The 18,461-nt window shown below is 36.5% G+C and carries 9 protein-coding genes and 2 pseudogenes; 10 read left to right on the forward strand and 1 reads right to left on the reverse strand.

Translation table 11 applies throughout. The features are described 5' to 3' along the window. Positions 1 to 204: 204 nt before the first annotated feature. From NZD88_RS11995 to NZD88_RS21315, 10 genes and pseudogenes are all read left to right on the forward strand, one after another. Positions 205 to 1,746 carry a T9SS type A sorting domain-containing protein gene (locus NZD88_RS11995; protein ID WP_259829393.1) on the forward strand — a complete coding sequence of 514 codons (1,542 nt, stop codon included), beginning with the start codon at positions 205 to 207 and terminating at the stop codon, positions 1,744 to 1,746. A 5-nt stretch (positions 1,747 to 1,751) separates the two neighbouring features. After that, complete coding sequence (locus NZD88_RS12000; RefSeq protein WP_259829395.1) at positions 1,752 to 4,523, forward strand: hypothetical protein; 2,772 nt, start codon at positions 1,752 to 1,754, stop codon at positions 4,521 to 4,523. A gap of 26 nt (positions 4,524 to 4,549) precedes the next feature. Continuing rightward, entirely contained in the window at positions 4,550 to 4,909 is a 360-nt protein-coding gene (locus NZD88_RS12005; RefSeq protein WP_259829397.1) for a four helix bundle protein, read from the forward strand. Further along, positions 4,906 to 8,601, forward strand: a complete 3,696-nt coding sequence (locus tag NZD88_RS12010; RefSeq protein ID WP_259829399.1) for an RHS repeat-associated core domain-containing protein — start codon at positions 4,906 to 4,908, stop codon at positions 8,599 to 8,601. Before NZD88_RS12005 ends, NZD88_RS12010 begins: the two co-directional genes overlap by 4 nt. 8 nt (positions 8,602 to 8,609) lie before the next feature. Further along, a complete protein-coding gene (locus tag NZD88_RS12015) occupies positions 8,610 to 9,077 on the forward strand; it encodes a hypothetical protein (protein WP_259829401.1) in 468 nt (155 codons plus the stop codon). Positions 9,078 to 9,213: 136 nt separating this feature from the next. After that, a pseudogene (locus NZD88_RS21300) lies at positions 9,214 to 10,380 on the forward strand (RHS repeat domain-containing protein); the annotation flags it as partial. A gap of 72 nt (positions 10,381 to 10,452) precedes the next feature. Continuing rightward, positions 10,453 to 10,764 carry a hypothetical protein gene (locus NZD88_RS12025; protein WP_259829403.1) on the forward strand — a complete coding sequence of 104 codons (312 nt, stop codon included), beginning with the start codon at positions 10,453 to 10,455 and terminating at the stop codon, positions 10,762 to 10,764. A gap of 307 nt (positions 10,765 to 11,071) precedes the next feature. Beyond that, a pseudogene (locus tag NZD88_RS21370) lies at positions 11,072 to 11,380 on the forward strand (RHS repeat-associated core domain-containing protein); the annotation flags it as partial. 1,185 nt (positions 11,381 to 12,565) lie between these two features. Next, a complete protein-coding gene (locus NZD88_RS21310) occupies positions 12,566 to 12,781 on the forward strand; it encodes a hypothetical protein (RefSeq protein WP_341483018.1) in 216 nt (71 codons plus the stop codon). Between the two features lie 194 nt (positions 12,782 to 12,975). Next, on the forward strand, positions 12,976 to 14,490 hold the full coding sequence (locus NZD88_RS21315) for an RHS repeat domain-containing protein (RefSeq protein WP_341483019.1): 1,515 nt from the start codon (positions 12,976 to 12,978) through the stop codon (positions 14,488 to 14,490). Between the two features lie 984 nt (positions 14,491 to 15,474). Here the strand turns inward: NZD88_RS21315 and NZD88_RS12040 are convergent. After that, positions 15,475 to 18,213: a TonB-dependent receptor plug domain-containing protein gene (locus tag NZD88_RS12040; protein WP_259829405.1), complete on the reverse strand. Its 2,739-nt coding sequence runs from the start codon at positions 18,211 to 18,213 to the stop codon at positions 15,475 to 15,477. Between the last annotated feature and the right edge of the window lie 248 nt (positions 18,214 to 18,461).

Here is an 18,461-nt window from a genome sequence, read left to right on the forward strand (position 1 = left end):
TGAAATGAAAAAAATAATACGACATACTTTGTCGTCCACCGATTATATATTTGTTATAGTACTACTTAACAGCATTTAAAAATACACCGGAAAGTGATAAAACTAATATTAAATCTCATTAAAGAGACATTGCAGAAACGTTAAAAATTGTTAAATTTGCGCAACTTTTATTAAAAACTAACATTAACTCAAATACACAAACAGATGAAGAAATTCTACTCTGGTGCATGTATTCTATGCACTGTCCTGGGGCTTTCTGCTCAGGAAGTATTGTGGCAGAAAGATATCAAATCCTCTACTCAGGATTTCTTAAGCCAGGTAACGACAACAATAGATCAACAGTATCTAATTACAGGAAGTTCGATCCAATCTCAGAAATTTTCAACGGAAAAAAAACAAAATAATGGCTATGATTTTCATCTGGTTAAACTCAACCAACAAGGTGAACAGGTTTGGGAAAAATATTTCTCAGGGCAGAATCATGACTATCTATCCGCAACCGTTTCTACACAGGAAGGAGGAAGTCTTCTGGCAGGGACAAGCTATTCTAACAAAGGTTTGGATAAAAAAGAAGATTCTAAAGGAGGCTCCGACATTTGGTTGATCAGGATCAATGAATTTGGAGATGAACTCTGGCAGAAAACCTTGGGAAGTTCCTCAGATGAAGAAGCCAGAACAGTTATTCAAAGCACAGATCTGGGATTCTTTGTAGCGGGTAATGTACAGAACTCAGCTAAAGGCTACGGCTCCAAAGATGTTTTGATTATAAAACTTGAAAAAGATGGAAAAGAACTGTCACAATCGGTTTTAGGAGGAAAGGGACTCGATGAAGTAGAGAAAATGATTCCAACTAGAGACGGTGGTGCTTTGCTGGGAATTTATTCAAGAAGCAACTTGGGAGGTTCAAAGAAAACTGAAAACTTTGGCGAAGGAGATTACTATATTATCAAACTTTCCAAAGAAGGAAAAGTGGAGTGGGAAAAGAACTTCGGAGGAAAAGCAGATGATCATCTAAGAACCCTAGCTTTAACTTCTTCTGGCTATATCATCGGTGGAGAATCGAGATCGGAAAGATCAGGAAATAAGACTGTAGGTATTGAAGAAGGAACAGATTTGTGGTTGATCTCACTCAATGAAAGAGGAGACGAAATCTGGCAAAAGTCTTACAATTTCAAGAACCGTGATATTCTGATGGGAATGAGTGTGCTTCACTCAGCAGATGATAAATCTTCAAAAGGAATTCTATTAGGTGGCTATACGCAGGCAGAAGGAAGAATAGAATCGGATGATGAAACATTCTGGATGCTTTACCTGAATCAAGATGGAAATGAACAGTGGCGGAAATATGTGAAAGGAGACAAGAGACAAAGAGAGGAGAGACTTTCAGACATTAAACTTAATAGAGATGGTTCAATAATCTTAGCTGGAACCAGCGCTGAAGAGCTTGGAAAAGAGAACTGGAAAATCGTGAAGCTTGGGGATAAACAGCTTGACCAGTTAATCGAAAAACAAGACATCAAAATCTATCCGAATCCGGTATCTGACTATGCTTATGTAGAAATAGGCTTTGACTTTAAAGAAGCTGATATTATCCTGTATGATATGGGAGGAAGACAGCTTCAGAGTCTGAAGACTAAGAATAAGGTGACGAAGATGAATACCCAGAATTTGATTCAGGGGGCTTACTTGGTGACGATAAAAACGGATACCAATAAAACCGCAAACGCTAAACTCATAAAGAAATAACCAAGATGAAAAAAATAATACTTAGTACTTTTTTATTAACTGCTCTTTTAGGAAATATCAGTATTTCCGCGCAGGATAAAATAGGCCTTCAAAAATATGATTATGTAACCAACGGTGATGCCAATGTATTTCAAGGCATTCCTAATATAGGCCTTCCGCTGATGGGTCTGGATGTTCCCACAACAGGCATTGGCATAAATCTGTCGGTCAGCTACACCACTGAAAGCCTTGCCCGCTTCAGTTTAGTAAGTGATGTAGGACAGGGCTGGAATCTTTCCGGTATTGGAAGTATTGTAAGATCCAAAACCCGTATGGCAGAAGATTATTACAAAGCAAGTAATGGCAAGGTAGATTCTGATGTTTTTTCGTACAATTATCCGGGGGGAGGCGGAAAATTCTTTATTACAGATAATAATGCCACCCATGAATTGACAGTGGTACATGCTTCTCCGTCAAACGATAAAATAGTCATAACCAAAGATACCCCGGAAGGTAAAATAAAATCTTTTACCATTACCGATACCAAGGGTAATACCTATCTTTTTGATAAGCTGAATATCAATAAAATAACTGTGGAACAAATGACCACTTCGGTTACTAAATCAATTAACAGTGGTTTTTTCCTTTCGAAGATCTTCAATATCAGAAATGAAGAAGTCGCTACTATTGAATATGAGACAACGACAGAGCAGTTTAGTCAGGCTATATTATTACAGCAGCAGAAGATTAAGAAAATTACAGTTCCTGGTGAAGGAAGTATCGAATACCTTTACAGGCATACGGGACCTGCTCCATTACTAAGTGCTGAAAAGGACAGAGATTGGTATATTGTGGATAAACTTGTTCTTAAAGATGCCCGAAATGCAGTCATCAATCAATATGCTTTTGAAAGACCCGGAGATCAATTGATGGGGCTCATTAACCTTGATAAAAATGGTGGCCAGACCCAAAAGTTTTCCTTTGAATATAATCAGCCTCCCTCCGGATCTGAAAACGGATTTGATAACTTTGGCTATCACAATGCATTTCATTTCTGTGATTTCGACAGTGGTATTCTTCGTTCCCCGGAAGCAAGAAACCCGGATGCTTGTAGCTATGGTGCTTTAAAAAGTATTACGCTTCCTTCGGGAGGAAGAACAGAATATGAATTTGAATCCCAGACATTGCCATATAACAATTCCAGTCCGTCTAATTACTATGATCATTATCCTTTTGAAAAAATTAAGACCATAACGTACCGTACCGAGCCCGGAGAATATCCTGCACCTTTTACGGTACCGGTAGACTATAAGGTAGCCATGGTGAAAATTGATGCTCTATTCTATGGTCAACAACCTGGACATGGTATTCCTGAGTATTCCATATACATCAATGGCGTAGAACCACAACCCTATACTTATGGTTCCAATAATAACCTGTATTGTCCTATTGCTATGTCTACATTTGAGGGAGAAGGAACCCTTAATTTTACATTTCAGGGGAAAAGTGAAGGAACGATAGAGCTTTATGCATTTAAAAAAACACGGATTGATGAAAATGATTATGGACACGGCCTGCGAATCAAAAGCATTAAAAACTTTAATTCTGGAGCTTCCTCTCCATTGAGCTATACGAAGTATGAGTATAACTTATTCGACAATCCCCTACGTTCCAGTGGAACTATATTGGATCAAAGTGTGGAACTAAGCTTCATTGGAGAATCAAGAAATGAAGTGAAACCTATCGGGTATACCAATATCAAGGTGACCGATATGATCAACAGCAGCTATTCCAAATATTATTTCAACAATCCTGATAATATTACACCAGGTATTAACCCCTCATACCAGTTTTCGGACGAAGAAATGAATACTTACCTCCGTGATATGGGGCTTCTTCAGAAGAAAGAAACGTACAGTGAAGGACAATTGCTTCAAAAGACAGAAATGGATTATCAGTTTAAGGAAGTCCTATTAGCTAATATTTTAGAGAATCCGTCTCCTCCTGTGCCTGTAAAAAAGATTGTAATCTCAAAACAGGGATCTACCACAGAAAACTATATTTCAGGAATGGCAAAAAAACTGGTCTCCAGCTCAGAAAGCAATTTTGAAGATACTTACAACAATATGATCTCTTCTAAGGAAATACTATCTGATGGAACAGTTGTAGAAAAAACACTTCTTTATCCGGCTGATAAAGGAGTACAGAAATTACTCAATGCTAATATGATCGATGTGCCTCTGGAAACTTCTACCAAAAGAAACGGAAAGCTGGTGGGGAAAGCTGAAACCAAATTTGATGACCCTTCCCATGTATACCCCACCTCTGTGATTGGTTACAATATGCAGACGCAAAGTCCCTTTACTGCGTCTACACTTGATTTGTACGACAGCAAAGGAAATCTTGTCCAGATCACCGGGAAAAATGGGATCCCTACCACGACGATCTGGGGATATTACCAGACCAAACCTATTGCTGTGATTTCAGGAGCAGCCTATTCCCAGATAGCCTCCCTTGCTACGGTGACTGCTGCTATTGCTGCATCCAATGCAGACCGTGATAACCCGGCCACTGAACCAGCCCTGCTGCAAGCCCTGGAAGCTTTAAGAAAAGATCCCGCACTGAAAAATTACAGTGTAACAGCAACAACGTATGATCCAATGATAGGGGTAACCAATTCTATTTCAGCCAACGGGATCAGAACGATTAATGTATATGATAATGCTAACAGGTTGGTAAAAGTGACCGATGCAGAAGGGAAAACATTGCAGGAGAATCAGTACAACTACAAACACTAATGAAAATGATGAATGAAGAATTAAAAATGAAAACTAAGAATGTATTGAAAGATAAGAGTTTTTCTTTCAGCATTGGTATCGTGGAACTGTATAAAAAATTGACTGAAAATAAGGAATTTGTCATGTCTAAGCAACTCCTTCGAAGCGGAACAGCAGTAGGAGCATTGATAAGAGAAGCTGAATTTGCCCAAAGCAAACCGGACTTTATCAGTAAACTTTCGATTGCATTAAAAGAAGCCAATGAAACCCATTACTGGCTTGAACTTTTGCACCAAACCAATTATATGGGTGCTGATAGCTTTAGAACACATTCGGAACAAAGCCATGAGCTTGTCAGTATGCTGGTAGCAAGCATTAAAACCTCAAAACTAAAACTGAACAAATGATTACACCTAATGAAAAAATAAAAACCCAAACCCGAATGAAAGGTGAAAAAATAAAAATGAAAAATAATTTTTCACTCTTCGCTCTTCTCTTTTCATTCACTACGGTTTTTGCGCAAACCAATCTCAGTACCGCTGAGAACTATGTCTATACCAAAAACTGTCTGGATGCAGACTGTATCAAAAAGTCAGAAACCGTTCAGTATTTTGATGGATTAGGAAGACCGATCCAGACTGTGGCTATTAAAGCAACACCTCTTGGAAGAGATGTGGTGATGCCTGTAGAATATGATTCCAAAGGCAGGGAGGCTAAAAGCTACCTTCCGGTTCCTCAGGCCGGAACCACGAACGGAGCCATCTATACCAATCCGCTAGGTAATGCCTCTTCAGCAGGATATGGAAATGAAAAGATCTATGCCGAAAAGATCTATGATAACATCTACACAGGCAGGGTCAACCAAATGGTTCCGGCAGGAACCGCATGGTCCCAGAAGCCTGTTAATATGACCTATAATACCAATGCTGACGGTGAAGTAAAAAAGTATGTACTCACTACCGACTGGACGGAAGGCAGAACCAATTCTGCGATCGGTTTACCGGGAAGTTATGTGTTCAACCAGCTTAATAAAACCTCCATTACCGACCAGGATGGAAATACCACTACAGAATTCCAGAACGGTGAAGGACAGACGATTCTGGTGAGAAAAAATGACGGACAGCGAGATGTAGACACCTATTATCTTTACAATGAATTTGGGCAACTGGCTTATGTGATTCCACCATTGGCAGTTTCGCAGACCATTCCGGATCAGGCATTGCTGGATAAGCTGTGCTACCAGTACCGCTATGACGGACTGGGAAGACTTGTGGAGAAAAAAGTTCCGGGGAAAGGTTGGGAATATATGGTCTACGACAAAGCAGACAGGTTGATCCTTACCCAGGATGCTAACTTAAGGGCTAAAGGGCAATGGCTATTCACCAAATATGATCAGTTCTCAAGACCTGTTTATAGCGGAATACTAGACAGCCCTCCAGGAAGGCTCGCACAGGTGAGTGCTATAGAAGGAATAGTTTCTAATATTGAAACAAGAAGTACTTCCAGCTGGAATAATAGTGGAATAGATGTTTTTTATACAAATAATATAGCTTATCCTACCACAAACTTTAAGTTATTAAGTGTCAATTATTATGACACTTACCCTTCATACAGCTTTAACCCTGCTTTTCCTACTACCATATTGGGACAGACCATCATGACCGACACCCAGAACGCTTCAGTAAATACCCAGGCAATGCCGACCTTAGGTCTTGTGAAAAATATGGAGGATGACAACTGGACTAAAAGCTATGCATACTACGATACAAAAGGAAGATCTGTAGGTACGTATACCATTAATCATTTGGGTGGATATACCAGGACCGAAACAGAACTGGATTTTGTAGGAGTGGCCAAACAGTCCAAAGTCTACCACAAAAGGTTCATTACAGATACAGAAAAGGTCATCTCCCAAAGCTTTGAGTATGACAACCAAAACAGGGTAATGAAACACCGTCACCAGGTAGGCAGTGGCCCTGTGGAACTTTTGACAGAAAATACCTATAATGAACTTTCCCAGCTTTCGAATAAAAAAGTAGGTGGCGGTTTGGAGAGTATCGATTATCAGTATGACATCCGTGGGGCGCTTACGAAGGTCAATGATCCGGCTGCTTTAGGGATCAAGCTTTTCGGGTATGACCTGAAATACTTTAATCCTCAGAATACCGGAAGCTCTATAGGAAAATACAATGGCAATATTACGGAAGTGACATGGAAAACAGCTTCGGACCAGGTTTTAAGACAGTATAATTACCAGTATGATGCCCTTAACAGACTTAAAAAAGGAATCTATTCTGAACCGGGAGCTTCTGTTCCACAGAACGGATTCTTTAATGAAACCTTAGCTTATGACCTGAACGGGAATATCACTTCTCTGCAAAGAAATGGAAAGTCCGATGTAGGAACAATACAGCTCATAGATGACCTGGCCTATAATTATACAGGAAACAGGCTTAATACTGTTACAGATACCTCAGGGAATTATAGTGGCTACCCTGATACTTCAGGAAACATTATCTCCTATGATGATAACGGTAATATGAAGGACCATATAGATAAAGGGGTTTTGCAGATTGATTACAACTTGCTGAACCTTCCTGATTATATTAAGTTTGATAAAGGAATAGTAACACGTGGAGGAATCATTAATGAAAATATATATTATACCTATCGTGCAGACGGAACTAAGCTTAAGAAAATTTATAACTATACTCCTACTTTTGTTGATCCCTCAGGCACTACCACCACGTTATCAACTAAAGTTACAGAATATTTGGATGGATTTCAGTATGAAAACAAGACCGGGAAAAGTGGAGGAGGAACACTTATTTTAAAATTCGTACCTACCGCTGAAGGCTATTACAATTTTGAAAATAATAAGTATATTTACAGCTATACAGACCATTTGGGGAATGTACGTTTGAGCTACTCTAAAACCTCATCTGGCAGCGCAGAAGTTCTTGAAGAAAATAATTATTATCCGTTTGGCTTAAAGCATGAGGGTTATAATATTTTATATGGAAATCCTGCTTACAACTATGAATATAATGGAAAAGAATTACAGAAAGAAACGGGTTGGAGCGACTACGGAGCAAGAATGTATCTATCAGATATTGGCAGGTGGGGTGTAATTGATCCATTGGCAGAGCAAATGAGAAGATACTCTCCCTATAATTATGCCTTCAACAACCCGGTAAGTTTTATAGATCCTGATGGAAGAAAGCCACAAACACCTGATGCTGAAGCTGAATCCGTTATGTTTCCTAAATCCCTTTGGAGTTTTTACATGGGAGGAGGCAGCACAGATAAAGATGCTCTTATGGATTTCATTGCACAAAACAACGGATGGGGAGCATTTCAGGATCTGTTGAAATCTATGGATCTAGGGGGAGGTGAAAGTGGAACTTTTGGAGAGACCCAGGCTTTTAGAGATATAATGGCTGCTTTTTACTTCGGAGGTATTGATTTTAACTCTCCACCAGATGATTTTATTTTCAATGAAAAAGGACAATATGTGAGGACTGAAAAAAATAAATTATCTGATAGATTTGTTGTTGAAAATTCTAAGAGTGGTAGTAAACAATACTATTCTTTTGCAGATCCAATAAATGATCCAAAAGACATTGCAAACGGTATTATAACAAATTATATTTTTGTTTCAAAAACAGCAATTGCAAGTATGCTTAGGAGCCAAGGAGCATTTAATAGCAATAATAAAAATAGTTATATAAATTTTTACACAGAAAGCAAAGGTGGTGGAAAATTTGATTATTCATATTCTATTTTACCTTTGGAATATTATGGACAAGGGGTTAGTATGACACCACTAGATCCTAAGACACCATCTCATGTACTATTTTTACCGGAAGGAGATAGAGTTGTACATAATCACATGAATTTTGGTAATTATTTGTGGGGAGCATCGGGCTATACATTAGGATTTAGTTTCTCAACATTGCAAATGGCAGCACATTTAAATAGTAAAATTAATTCAAATACAAACGGTTATAAATCTCAATGGGATAGCAAAGATGACCAGTATTCAATTGTATTAGGAGCCTATTATTCAATGAAAAATCGCTTTAGAAATATAAAATAATTTATTACATGAAAATTACACTATTCATACTTACTTTATTTCTATTATTCTCTTGTAATAAACAAGAAAATAATACCATACAAGATTTTGTAGAAAAGTATAAAAATGAAGACTTTTCAAAATTTGACAATTTATATATAGGAATTAGACAATCAAATACGTTTGAGACTATATATATAATAAGTAAAAGTAATTTCCCTCCATACTTTATCACCCAAAATAATGTAAATAATAAAATTTCTATTAATAGAAATTTGTTAACTAAGTTAAATAAGAAAGACTATTTGAATGAGAGTCAAATTCAACACTATTTAGATCTTTTTAAAAAATACAATATTTCATCAATATCGGTAGATGAAAATCATAATGTATATATAAACATTAAGGAAAATTCTGTCACTTTACTAAGAGTAAACAATATAAATGTTGAAAAGAATTATAAAAAAATTGATGAAAAATGGTATATTAAGAAATAGGTGGAATTGATCCCTTTTTTGAGACAAAAAGTTTATACTTTTTTATACTCCTATTTTGGATAATCTTGAAAATAATTAGAGTATTGAACTTTCAATACTCTAATTTTATAAAATAAGTTTCACCAGAAGCAGCACAGAAGTTCTTGAAGAAAACAATTATTACCCGTTTGGTTTAAAACATGAAGGCTATAATGTTTTATCAGGCAATCCTGCTTACAACTATGGATACAATGGGGAAGAATTGCAGAAAGAAACAGGCTGGAGCGATTATGGAGCCAGGATGTACATGGGAGATATAGGAAGATGGGGTGTAATTGATCCTTTGGCAGAGCAAATGAGAAGATACTCTCCCTATAACTATGCCTTCAACAACCCGATCAGTTTTATAGACCCTGATGGGAGAAAGCCGCAAACACCTGATGCTGAAGCTGAATCCGTTATGTTTCCTAAATCCCTTTGGAGTTTTTACATGGGAGGAGGCAGCACAGATAAAGATGCTCTTATGGATTTCATTGCACAAAACAACGGATGGGGAGCATTTCAGGATCTGTTGAAATCTATGGATCTAGGGGGAGGTGGAAGTGGAACTTTTGGAGAGACCCAGGCTTTTAGAGATATAATGGCTGCTTTTTACTTCTCAGGTATTGATTTTAGTGTACCGCCTAATGAATATGTCGTTGATGTGAAAACTGGACAAGTTACACAAGTAAGTGATTTAGGTGGTGATGAAATAGACTTTTTCCATTATATAGGTGGTGGAACAAGTTTTAATGGTAAAACCAGAATAGTGGATAGAGAATCTGGAGAGGATCAATGGATGAATTCATCCAAAAATCTAAAAGGTTATACACGTAGAAGCAATAGTACCAATTGGGCAAATCTATATGATGAATTTTTAAGAGGAGGAGGTCCTGAAAATAGTTTACTTGTAAAGGGAAATGCAGCTGTAAATCAACTGATGAAAACTGATATGTATAAATCAGCTATTCAATATTTTAAAGAAACATCAATGAACGAAAAAGTATCTTACTCTGGTATGTTTGGGCTTATTGGTGTTGCTACTGAGAACACCAATATGCAGGGGCAGTTTATGGGGAAAACTAATTTTAGTTTTTATCCTGTGGGAAACAAAGTTGTTATAATGGCATTTGACTCTAAATCGGTTTCATCTTATTCTTTAAACCCTTTTAATAAGGCTGAATCAAGAAATATACCTAGGGTTAATGGTATTGGGGCGGCTGAAAGTACTACACGACAAACATATCTATTGTGGATGAATAAAAATAATATGCAAAAAAAATAAAATGAAAAAATTAATCTTGTCCATTATACTTGGATCAGTTGTAACTATAAGTTGTAGTGTAAATAAAAAAAATTGTTAGGAAATTATTCTTTCACACGAGAAAATATTATTGATACATTAATTATTAAAGATGATATGTACATCCATAAAATTTATAATAAAAACTCACAATTAATGTATCAAGGAGAGAATAAATGGACTTTAGATAAAGATAGAATTAATCTTGATAAATTTTATAATAACGAAGACAATGAATTACAAGAGCCTTTATCCAATGAAGATGCTAAAAAGTTTTTAATGCTAACTTCTTTTCCTATTTATGAACAAAACGGTCATCTAATTTTGGAGGTTAATGCAGATGAAGGTATTCTATATAAAAAATAAAATAGTATTTTGTAATGAATATTATTCCAAATGGAATCGAAGGTTAATGTTTCAAAAATGTTGGTTTCCTTTACTAATTAATATTAACGAGAAATAATCAACAATAATTGTATAGATAGAGTGATCATTTGGTCACTCTATTTGTTTTTTAATAGAAAATTGGAATCTTTATGCATGTAAAAATTTATTCATGTTCTAAATGTGTTGGTGAAAAATTAATTCACAGAAAATCTATATATTTACAGCTATACAGACCATTTGGATAGACAAATAAAAGAGAATCTTTTATGAAGGCTACGAACGTAGTTCAGCACGTTTAAGCTACTCTAAAACCTCAACTGGCAGCGCAGAAGTTCTTGAAGAAAATAATTTTTATCCGTTCGGTTTAAAACATGAAGGTTACAATGCTTTATCAGGAAATCCGGCTTACAACTATGGATACAATGGGAAAGAATTGCAGAAAGAAACAGGTTGGAGTGATTATGGAGCAAGGATGTACATGAGTGATATAGCAAGATGGGGTGTCATTGATCCTTTGGCAGAGCAAATGAGAAGATACTCTCCCTATAACTATGCCTTCAACAACCCGATAGGTTTTATAGACCCAGATGGGAGAAAGCCTCGAACACCAGATGCTGAAGAAGCATCGCTTATGTACCCAAAATCACTTTGGGGCTTCTTTATGCAAGGAGGACAGAAAAACACTACAGCTCTTATAGATTTTATTGCACAGAATAATGGAGTGGGATCATTTCAGAACTTGGTAAATTCGGCAGAAGGTGGCGGTGACCAAAGTATTGCCTTTGGACAGACACAAGCATATAGAGATTTAATGGCTGCTTTTTACTTCTCAGGGATAGATTTTTCAAAATATGGACTTGATGATCCGACACCTAAAAGAAAATATTTGAAAAATGAAACGAAATCTTATTTTGGAGCAATCGAGAGTATAAGTCAATATCAACTAGATAATTCGGGTTGGACTGATGAATATCAAGGGACAATGGAATTTTTGGGAAATATGAAAGAGTATTTTGACTCTGCGAGTGATAAATTGGGAGGAGCATCAGTTTCAGGTTTAGCTATTGATAATTTAAAAACAGTTAAAGAAATTTTTCAAAAATTTAAAAGTTTTAATCCTAGCCTCGCATCTACAGCAAGTACAATAGCCGGAGTTGTAGGAACATCTATATCGATGGAAAGCGAAAGAATTGGTCAGATAATGGATATTTACAAGAATGCTGATTATCGGTATGATCAGTTGCATAAGAAAAATACACAGTTTGATAAAGGTGTGACTGTAAATATTCAAGTAGTAATAGGAACAAATGGTGGTGGATATACAAATATTATGATATATGATATTTCAACTCATAAATATTTGTCCGGTGGAAAAATTGTTCACAGATATTAAAATTTAAATATGAAAATTAGATTAATACATACAATAACTTTGGGAATTATTTTTGCGCTTAGAATTTTTTATAGTCTAGCTATTAAAAATATCTTTGATAACATATATAATATTTTTGACTATAAAATACCTGAGATTAGGTATCTTACATATTTTTTCCTTATAATTTCTATTTTTATTAATGCCTTCTTAATAAATAAAAATATTTTAAATCAACTTATTTTTTTGCTATTAATATTAATTAATTGCTGTATCATAATTCTATCATTTAAAGTTTGGTAGTGTATTTACAGTTAAGAAAAGAAAGACCCATTATATTCGGTAACGTTTCAAAAGTGTTGGTTTTATATTAAAGAGAAATAATAAACAGTAATTGCATAGAATAGAGTGATCGTTTGGTCACTCTATTTGTTTTTTGTAGAAATTGGAAGCTCTATAGGGAAATACAATGGGAATATTACGGAAGTGACATGGAAAACAGCTTCGGACCAGGTTTTAAGACAGTATAATTACAGTATGATGCCCTTAACAGACTTAAAAAAGGAATCTATTCTGAACCGGGAACCTCTATTCCACAGAACGGATTCTTTAATGAAACCTTAGCTTATGACCTGAACGGGAATATTACTTCTCTGCAGAGAAATGGAAAGTCCGATGTTGGAACAATACAGCTCATAGATGACCTGACCTATAATTATACAGGAAACAGGCTTAATACTGTTACAGATACCTCAGGGAATTATAGTGGCTACCCTGATACTTCAGGAAACATTATCTCCTATGATGATAACGGTAATATGAAGGACCATATAGATAAAGGGGTTTTGCAGATTGATTACAACTTGCTGAACCTTCCTGATTATATTAAGTTTGATAAAGGAATAGTAACACGTGGAGGAATCATTAATGAAAATATATATTATACCTATCGTGCAGACGGAACTAAGCTAAAGAAAATTTATAACTATACTCCTCCTTTTGTTGATCCCTCAGGCACTACCACCACGTTATCAACTAAAGTTACAGAATATTTGGATGGATTTCAGTATGAAAACAAGACCGGGAAAAGCGGAGGAGGAACACTTATTTTAAAATTTGTCCCTACCGCTGAAGGCTATTACAATTTTGAAAATAATAAGTATATTTACAGCTATACCGACCATCTGGGAAATGTCCGTTTAAGCTACTCTAAAAACTCAAATGGCAGCGCAGAAGTTCTTGAAGAAAATAATTATTATCCGTTTGGTTTAAAGCATGAAGGTTACAATGTTTTAGCAGGAAATCCTGCTTACAACTATGGATACAACGGAAAAGAACTGCAAAAAGAAACAGGTTGGAGCGACTACGGAGCAAGGATGTACATGGGTGATATAGCACGATGGGGCGTCATAGATCCTTTGGCAGAGCAAATGAGAAGATACTCTCCTTATAACTATGCCTTCAACAACCCGGTAAGTTTTATAGACCTAGATGGAAGAAAGCCACGGACACGTGATGCTGAAGAAGCATCGCTTATGTATCCAAAATCACTTTGGGGCTTCTTTATGCAAGGAGGACAGAAAAACACTACAGCTCTAATAGATTTTATTGCACAGAATAATGGAGTGGGATCATTTCAAAACATAATGAACATTATGGAAAGCTCAGGAGGAGTTTCAAATTCATCTTCATCTTCAAAATCTTCCGGAGGCAATGATAAAGGGTCTGCTACAGAAAGTTCAAATACTGATGATAGTACGCATTTTCAGGTTCCTACAGTTTTTGTAACAGCTAAAAAGGGATATAATATGGATAAGCTTCATGATGCTATGATGGTGGCATTTGAAAATGCTATGAAAAACGTTGAAAAAAAGCTTACAGATATTGCAAATGATCGATATTTTAGTGCAGGACATTTAATTGCAAGTGAATCTGTTGCTCGTTTTGGAGCATATTCTTTAAGTAAGGCTTTAAGACCCGACTATTCTGTAAATTATACAATGTTAGACGATGCTGCAAAACCCTATAGGATCACAACTATGGCAGGCATTAAATTAAAGCCAACTACGGCTGCAACCTTAAGTAAAGTAGCAAAGTATGGAGGATATGGTTTAGCTGCTGTTTCTGTTGTTGCCACAGAACTTCAATATGCAGATGGCCAGATAGGAGAAACTGAAAGAATAATGAATCACATGATGACCGGAGTAGGACTAATTCCTACACCTTGGACAATTGGAGCTGGTCTAGTGTATGGAGTTGTTACAGGTGGCTATCAAGCTGTAACAGGTAGAAGTATTTTCAATGATATGGGATTAGGTCCTCAAAAAAAATAATATTATATGATTAAATTTATAGATTATTTAATTTTCCATTTAGATTGTTTATATAAAAGAATGGACAAATTTAAATATAAAGATAGAGGAACAGAGAAATTTTGGTTGGTCGTAGTTGTTTCTATTTTTATTAATCTGAATACTTCAAGTATTGATAATGTTTGCCTGGGTAACTATTTGCATATATACCATAAGTATATTTTTTTCTTAATGATTCCAATTGTAATGGCTTTGGTCTACTATTTCTTTATTAAAAATGAAAGGTTTTTAGAGTATGAATTTAAAGAAAGCTACAAAGGATATTTAGTATTACTTATATTATTTATATTAACTGTAATTTTAATGTTTATGGTCGTTCCAAGAAAGAATTATTAATATTTTTAAATTGCAATAGTTATTATCCTTTGGAATTAGGTAATGTGATAATGTTTCAAAAATATTGGTTTCTTTTATTAATCAATAGTAACGGGAAATAATAAACAATAATTATATAGAATAGAGTGATCCTTTGGTCACTCTATTTGTTTTTTAATAGAAAATTGGAAAGAGCACAGTAATTGTTTTCGTTGGCTCAGTCCCGACCTTTTTTTAGACCACAAGAGAGTGTTTATAATGATGGGCTCTCGCAGATCTGGCTGATGGAACAGATTCTCAATTCACGCTTTTTTTAAACATTAAGATCAATGAAGGATGTAAGGTTAGTTAAGAAAAAATCAAATGATTTTTTAAGTTGTAGGTCTTAAAGCGAAGCTAAAACTAAATATTCTTAAAAGCTTAACAGAATCTTAATGGTTTGAATTTTTTCTCTCACAGATGAACGAGCAAAAGTAAAAATCTGCATCATCTGATTAATCTGCGTGAAATTTTAAAATTATTTGATCTCTATCCATTTCCAAGTTTTGTAATTGATCCCTTTTGTTATTCATCCAAACAAAAAAACAGAGAATGAATCTCTGTTTTTTTTTGCTTTATCTTATTTATTTTTTAAAATTTAAATTCTACTCTCGCGAAAACGAAACGTCCTCCTATCCCGTATTGAGAAACCTGTCTGGAATACACAAACTGGTTATCAGCAGTCAATGAACTTATATTTGGGCTTTTGGAAGGCAGTATATTGAATATGTTATTGCTTCCTACCGTCACCGAAATATTCTTGTTAAAATCATATCCTACAGAAAGATCGGTCACAATACGGTCATTTAAAACAAAATGCTCTCTACTTTCTGTAACTCCGTCAAAATTGGCATCCAGCACATCAGCATCTGTCACTTTTCCAAAGTAGGAATTTCTAAGAGCAACCGTAAGTGCAGAGAATTTCAGGGTATTAGCAAGGGTTGCTTTTATGTGCGGTACAGCTTCTTCAAAATAGACTCTGTTCGGTTCAGAGAAATAATTATCGATCTGGCTTACCAGTTTAGGAGAGGCATGAATATCACCAATCCTTTTGGTCTGATTCAGGTTAAGCCCCAGATTATTTTCCAGAGATATTCCCTCCGAAATCCTTGAATTCTGAGAGATGGTGATATCCAATCCTTTGGTTTGGGAATCTACCGCATTGGCAAAGAAATTCGCAGCACTGGCTCGCGCGATATCAAAAGCACTTTGCAATACCTGATCATCAGGGTTGTTAATCTTGTCTGGACGGAAAAATAAATCGGTAAGCACTACTCTATCTTTAATCTTGATCAGATAGGCATCTGCTGTAAAGACCAGACTTAAAGCTGGAATCTTCCAGGTAATCCCCGTACTGTAAGACTGTGAAGTTTCCTGCTTCAATTTTGGAATTCCTAAGGCCTGAGCTGCTTCAGAATTATTTCTAAAAGTCCCGACTTGTGTTGTTTTTCCCTGCTGGATCAATGTAGACGTGGAGCTGTAGTAAATCTGTGCTAAAGAAGGCGCCCTGAATCCTGTGGAAACCGCTCCTCTCCAGTTAAAATTTTTAGCCAGTTTTACATTCGTGGCTACTTTATAATTAAAGGTAGAACCAAAGTCGGAATAGTTTTCGTACCGTACCGCTCCTTCTACCAACCACCAATCAGTCGGCTCAATTTCCACATCAGCATATGCTGCAACACTGTTTCTGCTTCCTGAAGCTGCATTATCCGGACTGAAACCTGGAAACACCTGTGATCCCGCAGGTCTTGTAACTCCAAAAAAGTCAGTCGCTTTTTCATTGTCAGGAGTAGCACCAGTCACTACACGTCCAAAAATATCATAGGAAACATAAGAGTTTTCATTTCCTGCATTCACTTTATAGTTTTCATAACGGTATTCTCCTCCGAAGGCTACGTTCAGGCCGTGAAGGACATCATATTTTTTTGAGAAATCCAGATTCAGGGTATTTTGTAAAAATTCAGAACCTCCTGCTTTAAAAGTTCTGGGTGAGCTGTCTCCCAGAGAGGCATTAAATGTATTGACGACCCCGAAATTAAAAGCATTCTTCCCGAAAGTATTGCTCAAATCTACATTCCAGCCGTTCCATTTCCCTTTGATCCCTCCGGCTAAGGAATAATCATTCACATTGGCTTCAATCTGCGGCAAATATCCATTGGGAGTAATGGCATTGATATTCCTTTCTGTGTTGGGAAGACGGTAAAATCCTCCGGCATTTCCCAAACGATAACTATACCCTCCAAAGGAATAGACTTTCCAGTCTTCATTCACCGGAATTTCAGAATTGAAAAAAAGCTGTCCTGACTGCAGCTTGGACTGTCCTGCCCTCAGACTGAAATCCTTTCTCTCCAACCCTCTGTAAGTAAGCTCCTGGTCCGTAAAGTCTTTTCCTAGTAAACCCTGCAATGCAGCAATGCTGTTGGCTCCTGATATTTGATTCTTAAAATCCTGTGAAAAATAACCAACCTGAGAGGCATACTGCTTGACGGTATTGATGATCTGTTGACTGTTGAAAGTATTGGTAATGTTTTTATACAGTCCATCGATATTCACTCCATCCTGTAATGCCCGGTAATTAATAGCATTATAAGCATTATAAATATTACCTTCTCGTACACCCGCTCTTGAATACGGATCACGGTATTGTACGGATCCTGTTACATTAATGAAGCCTTTCTCACCAATTTTCGCTCCATAGTTCAGATCGGCTGAAATGGTCTGTCCGTCTATTCCTGCGGAAAAATTATTGGCGACCGGAGAAGCGTATCCCCCAAGGAAAACCTGTCCTGACAGTCCCAACCTTCTTTTAAGACCCAAATTCACGACTCCGGCAATGGCATCAGAGCCGTATTGTGCAGAAGCTCCGTCTCTTAGTACTTCAATTTTCTCCAGGGCAAATGCAGGAATAGCATTAAGGTCCGTCCCTACCGAGCCTCTCCCGGGAGTCAATGTAACATTGATAAGAGAAGACTGATATCTTCTTTTTCCATTAAGCAGGACCAGAACCTGATCCGGACCCAGTCCTCTGAGAAGGGCAGGATCTACAAAATCGGTTCCGTCATTGACCGTATGTGAGGTAGAAGAAAATGAAGGCACCACATAGTTGAGGGCCTGACTTATATTATTAACAGGACTTTGTCTTAAGATTTTTGAGATATTGATGATATCTACCGGAACCGGAGTTTCTGTAAGAGATCTTCCGGATCCCCTCGACCCCAGAATAACTACATCATCGATCTTTTTGGATGATGCCGAATCCGACTGTCCAAAGTAAAATACTGAAATGAGTGCCGCTGAAGCTATGATTGTTTTTTTCTGAAAATTGCGCATGTGTTTTCTATTTTTTTATTACTGATTGTTTGTTTGATTTTTGGCAATAGTATTCCCGTAACCTTATTTTAAGGTTACCGTGAAAAGCCTGAATGTTGGGTTTATTTTTTAAAGAAGTCTAAAAACAACAACACATGCGCATGTGAAAATGGCATGAAAAGAGGTCAGAATAATGAAGGGACACTTCATGATCTGAGAAACGAAAATTTAAATTGGTCTTGTGGTTTCCCTTGTCTTTAAACATTGAT

It is taken from the genome of Chryseobacterium pyrolae (assembly GCF_025153485.1).
Taxonomy (GTDB): Bacteria; Bacteroidota; Bacteroidia; order Flavobacteriales; family Weeksellaceae; genus Chryseobacterium; species Chryseobacterium antibioticum.

Excerpts from the sequence above, each read along its gene's own strand:
- NZD88_RS12040 (WP_259829405.1), bottom strand. The coding sequence starts at position 18,213 with ATGCGCAATTTTCAGAAAAAAACAATCATAGCTTCAGCGGCACTCATT.
- NZD88_RS12000 (WP_259829395.1), top strand. The coding sequence starts at position 1,752 with ATGAAAAAAATAATACTTAGTACTTTTTTATTAACTGCTCTTTTAGGA.
- NZD88_RS12010 (WP_259829399.1), top strand. The coding sequence starts at position 4,906 with ATGATTACACCTAATGAAAAAATAAAAACCCAAACCCGAATGAAAGGT.
- NZD88_RS12005 (WP_259829397.1), top strand. The coding sequence starts at position 4,550 with ATGAAAACTAAGAATGTATTGAAAGATAAGAGTTTTTCTTTCAGCATT.
- NZD88_RS21315 (WP_341483019.1), top strand. The coding sequence starts at position 12,976 with ATGAAGGACCATATAGATAAAGGGGTTTTGCAGATTGATTACAACTTG.
- NZD88_RS12015 (WP_259829401.1), top strand. The coding sequence starts at position 8,610 with ATGAAAATTACACTATTCATACTTACTTTATTTCTATTATTCTCTTGT.
- NZD88_RS11995 (WP_259829393.1), top strand. The coding sequence starts at position 205 with ATGAAGAAATTCTACTCTGGTGCATGTATTCTATGCACTGTCCTGGGG.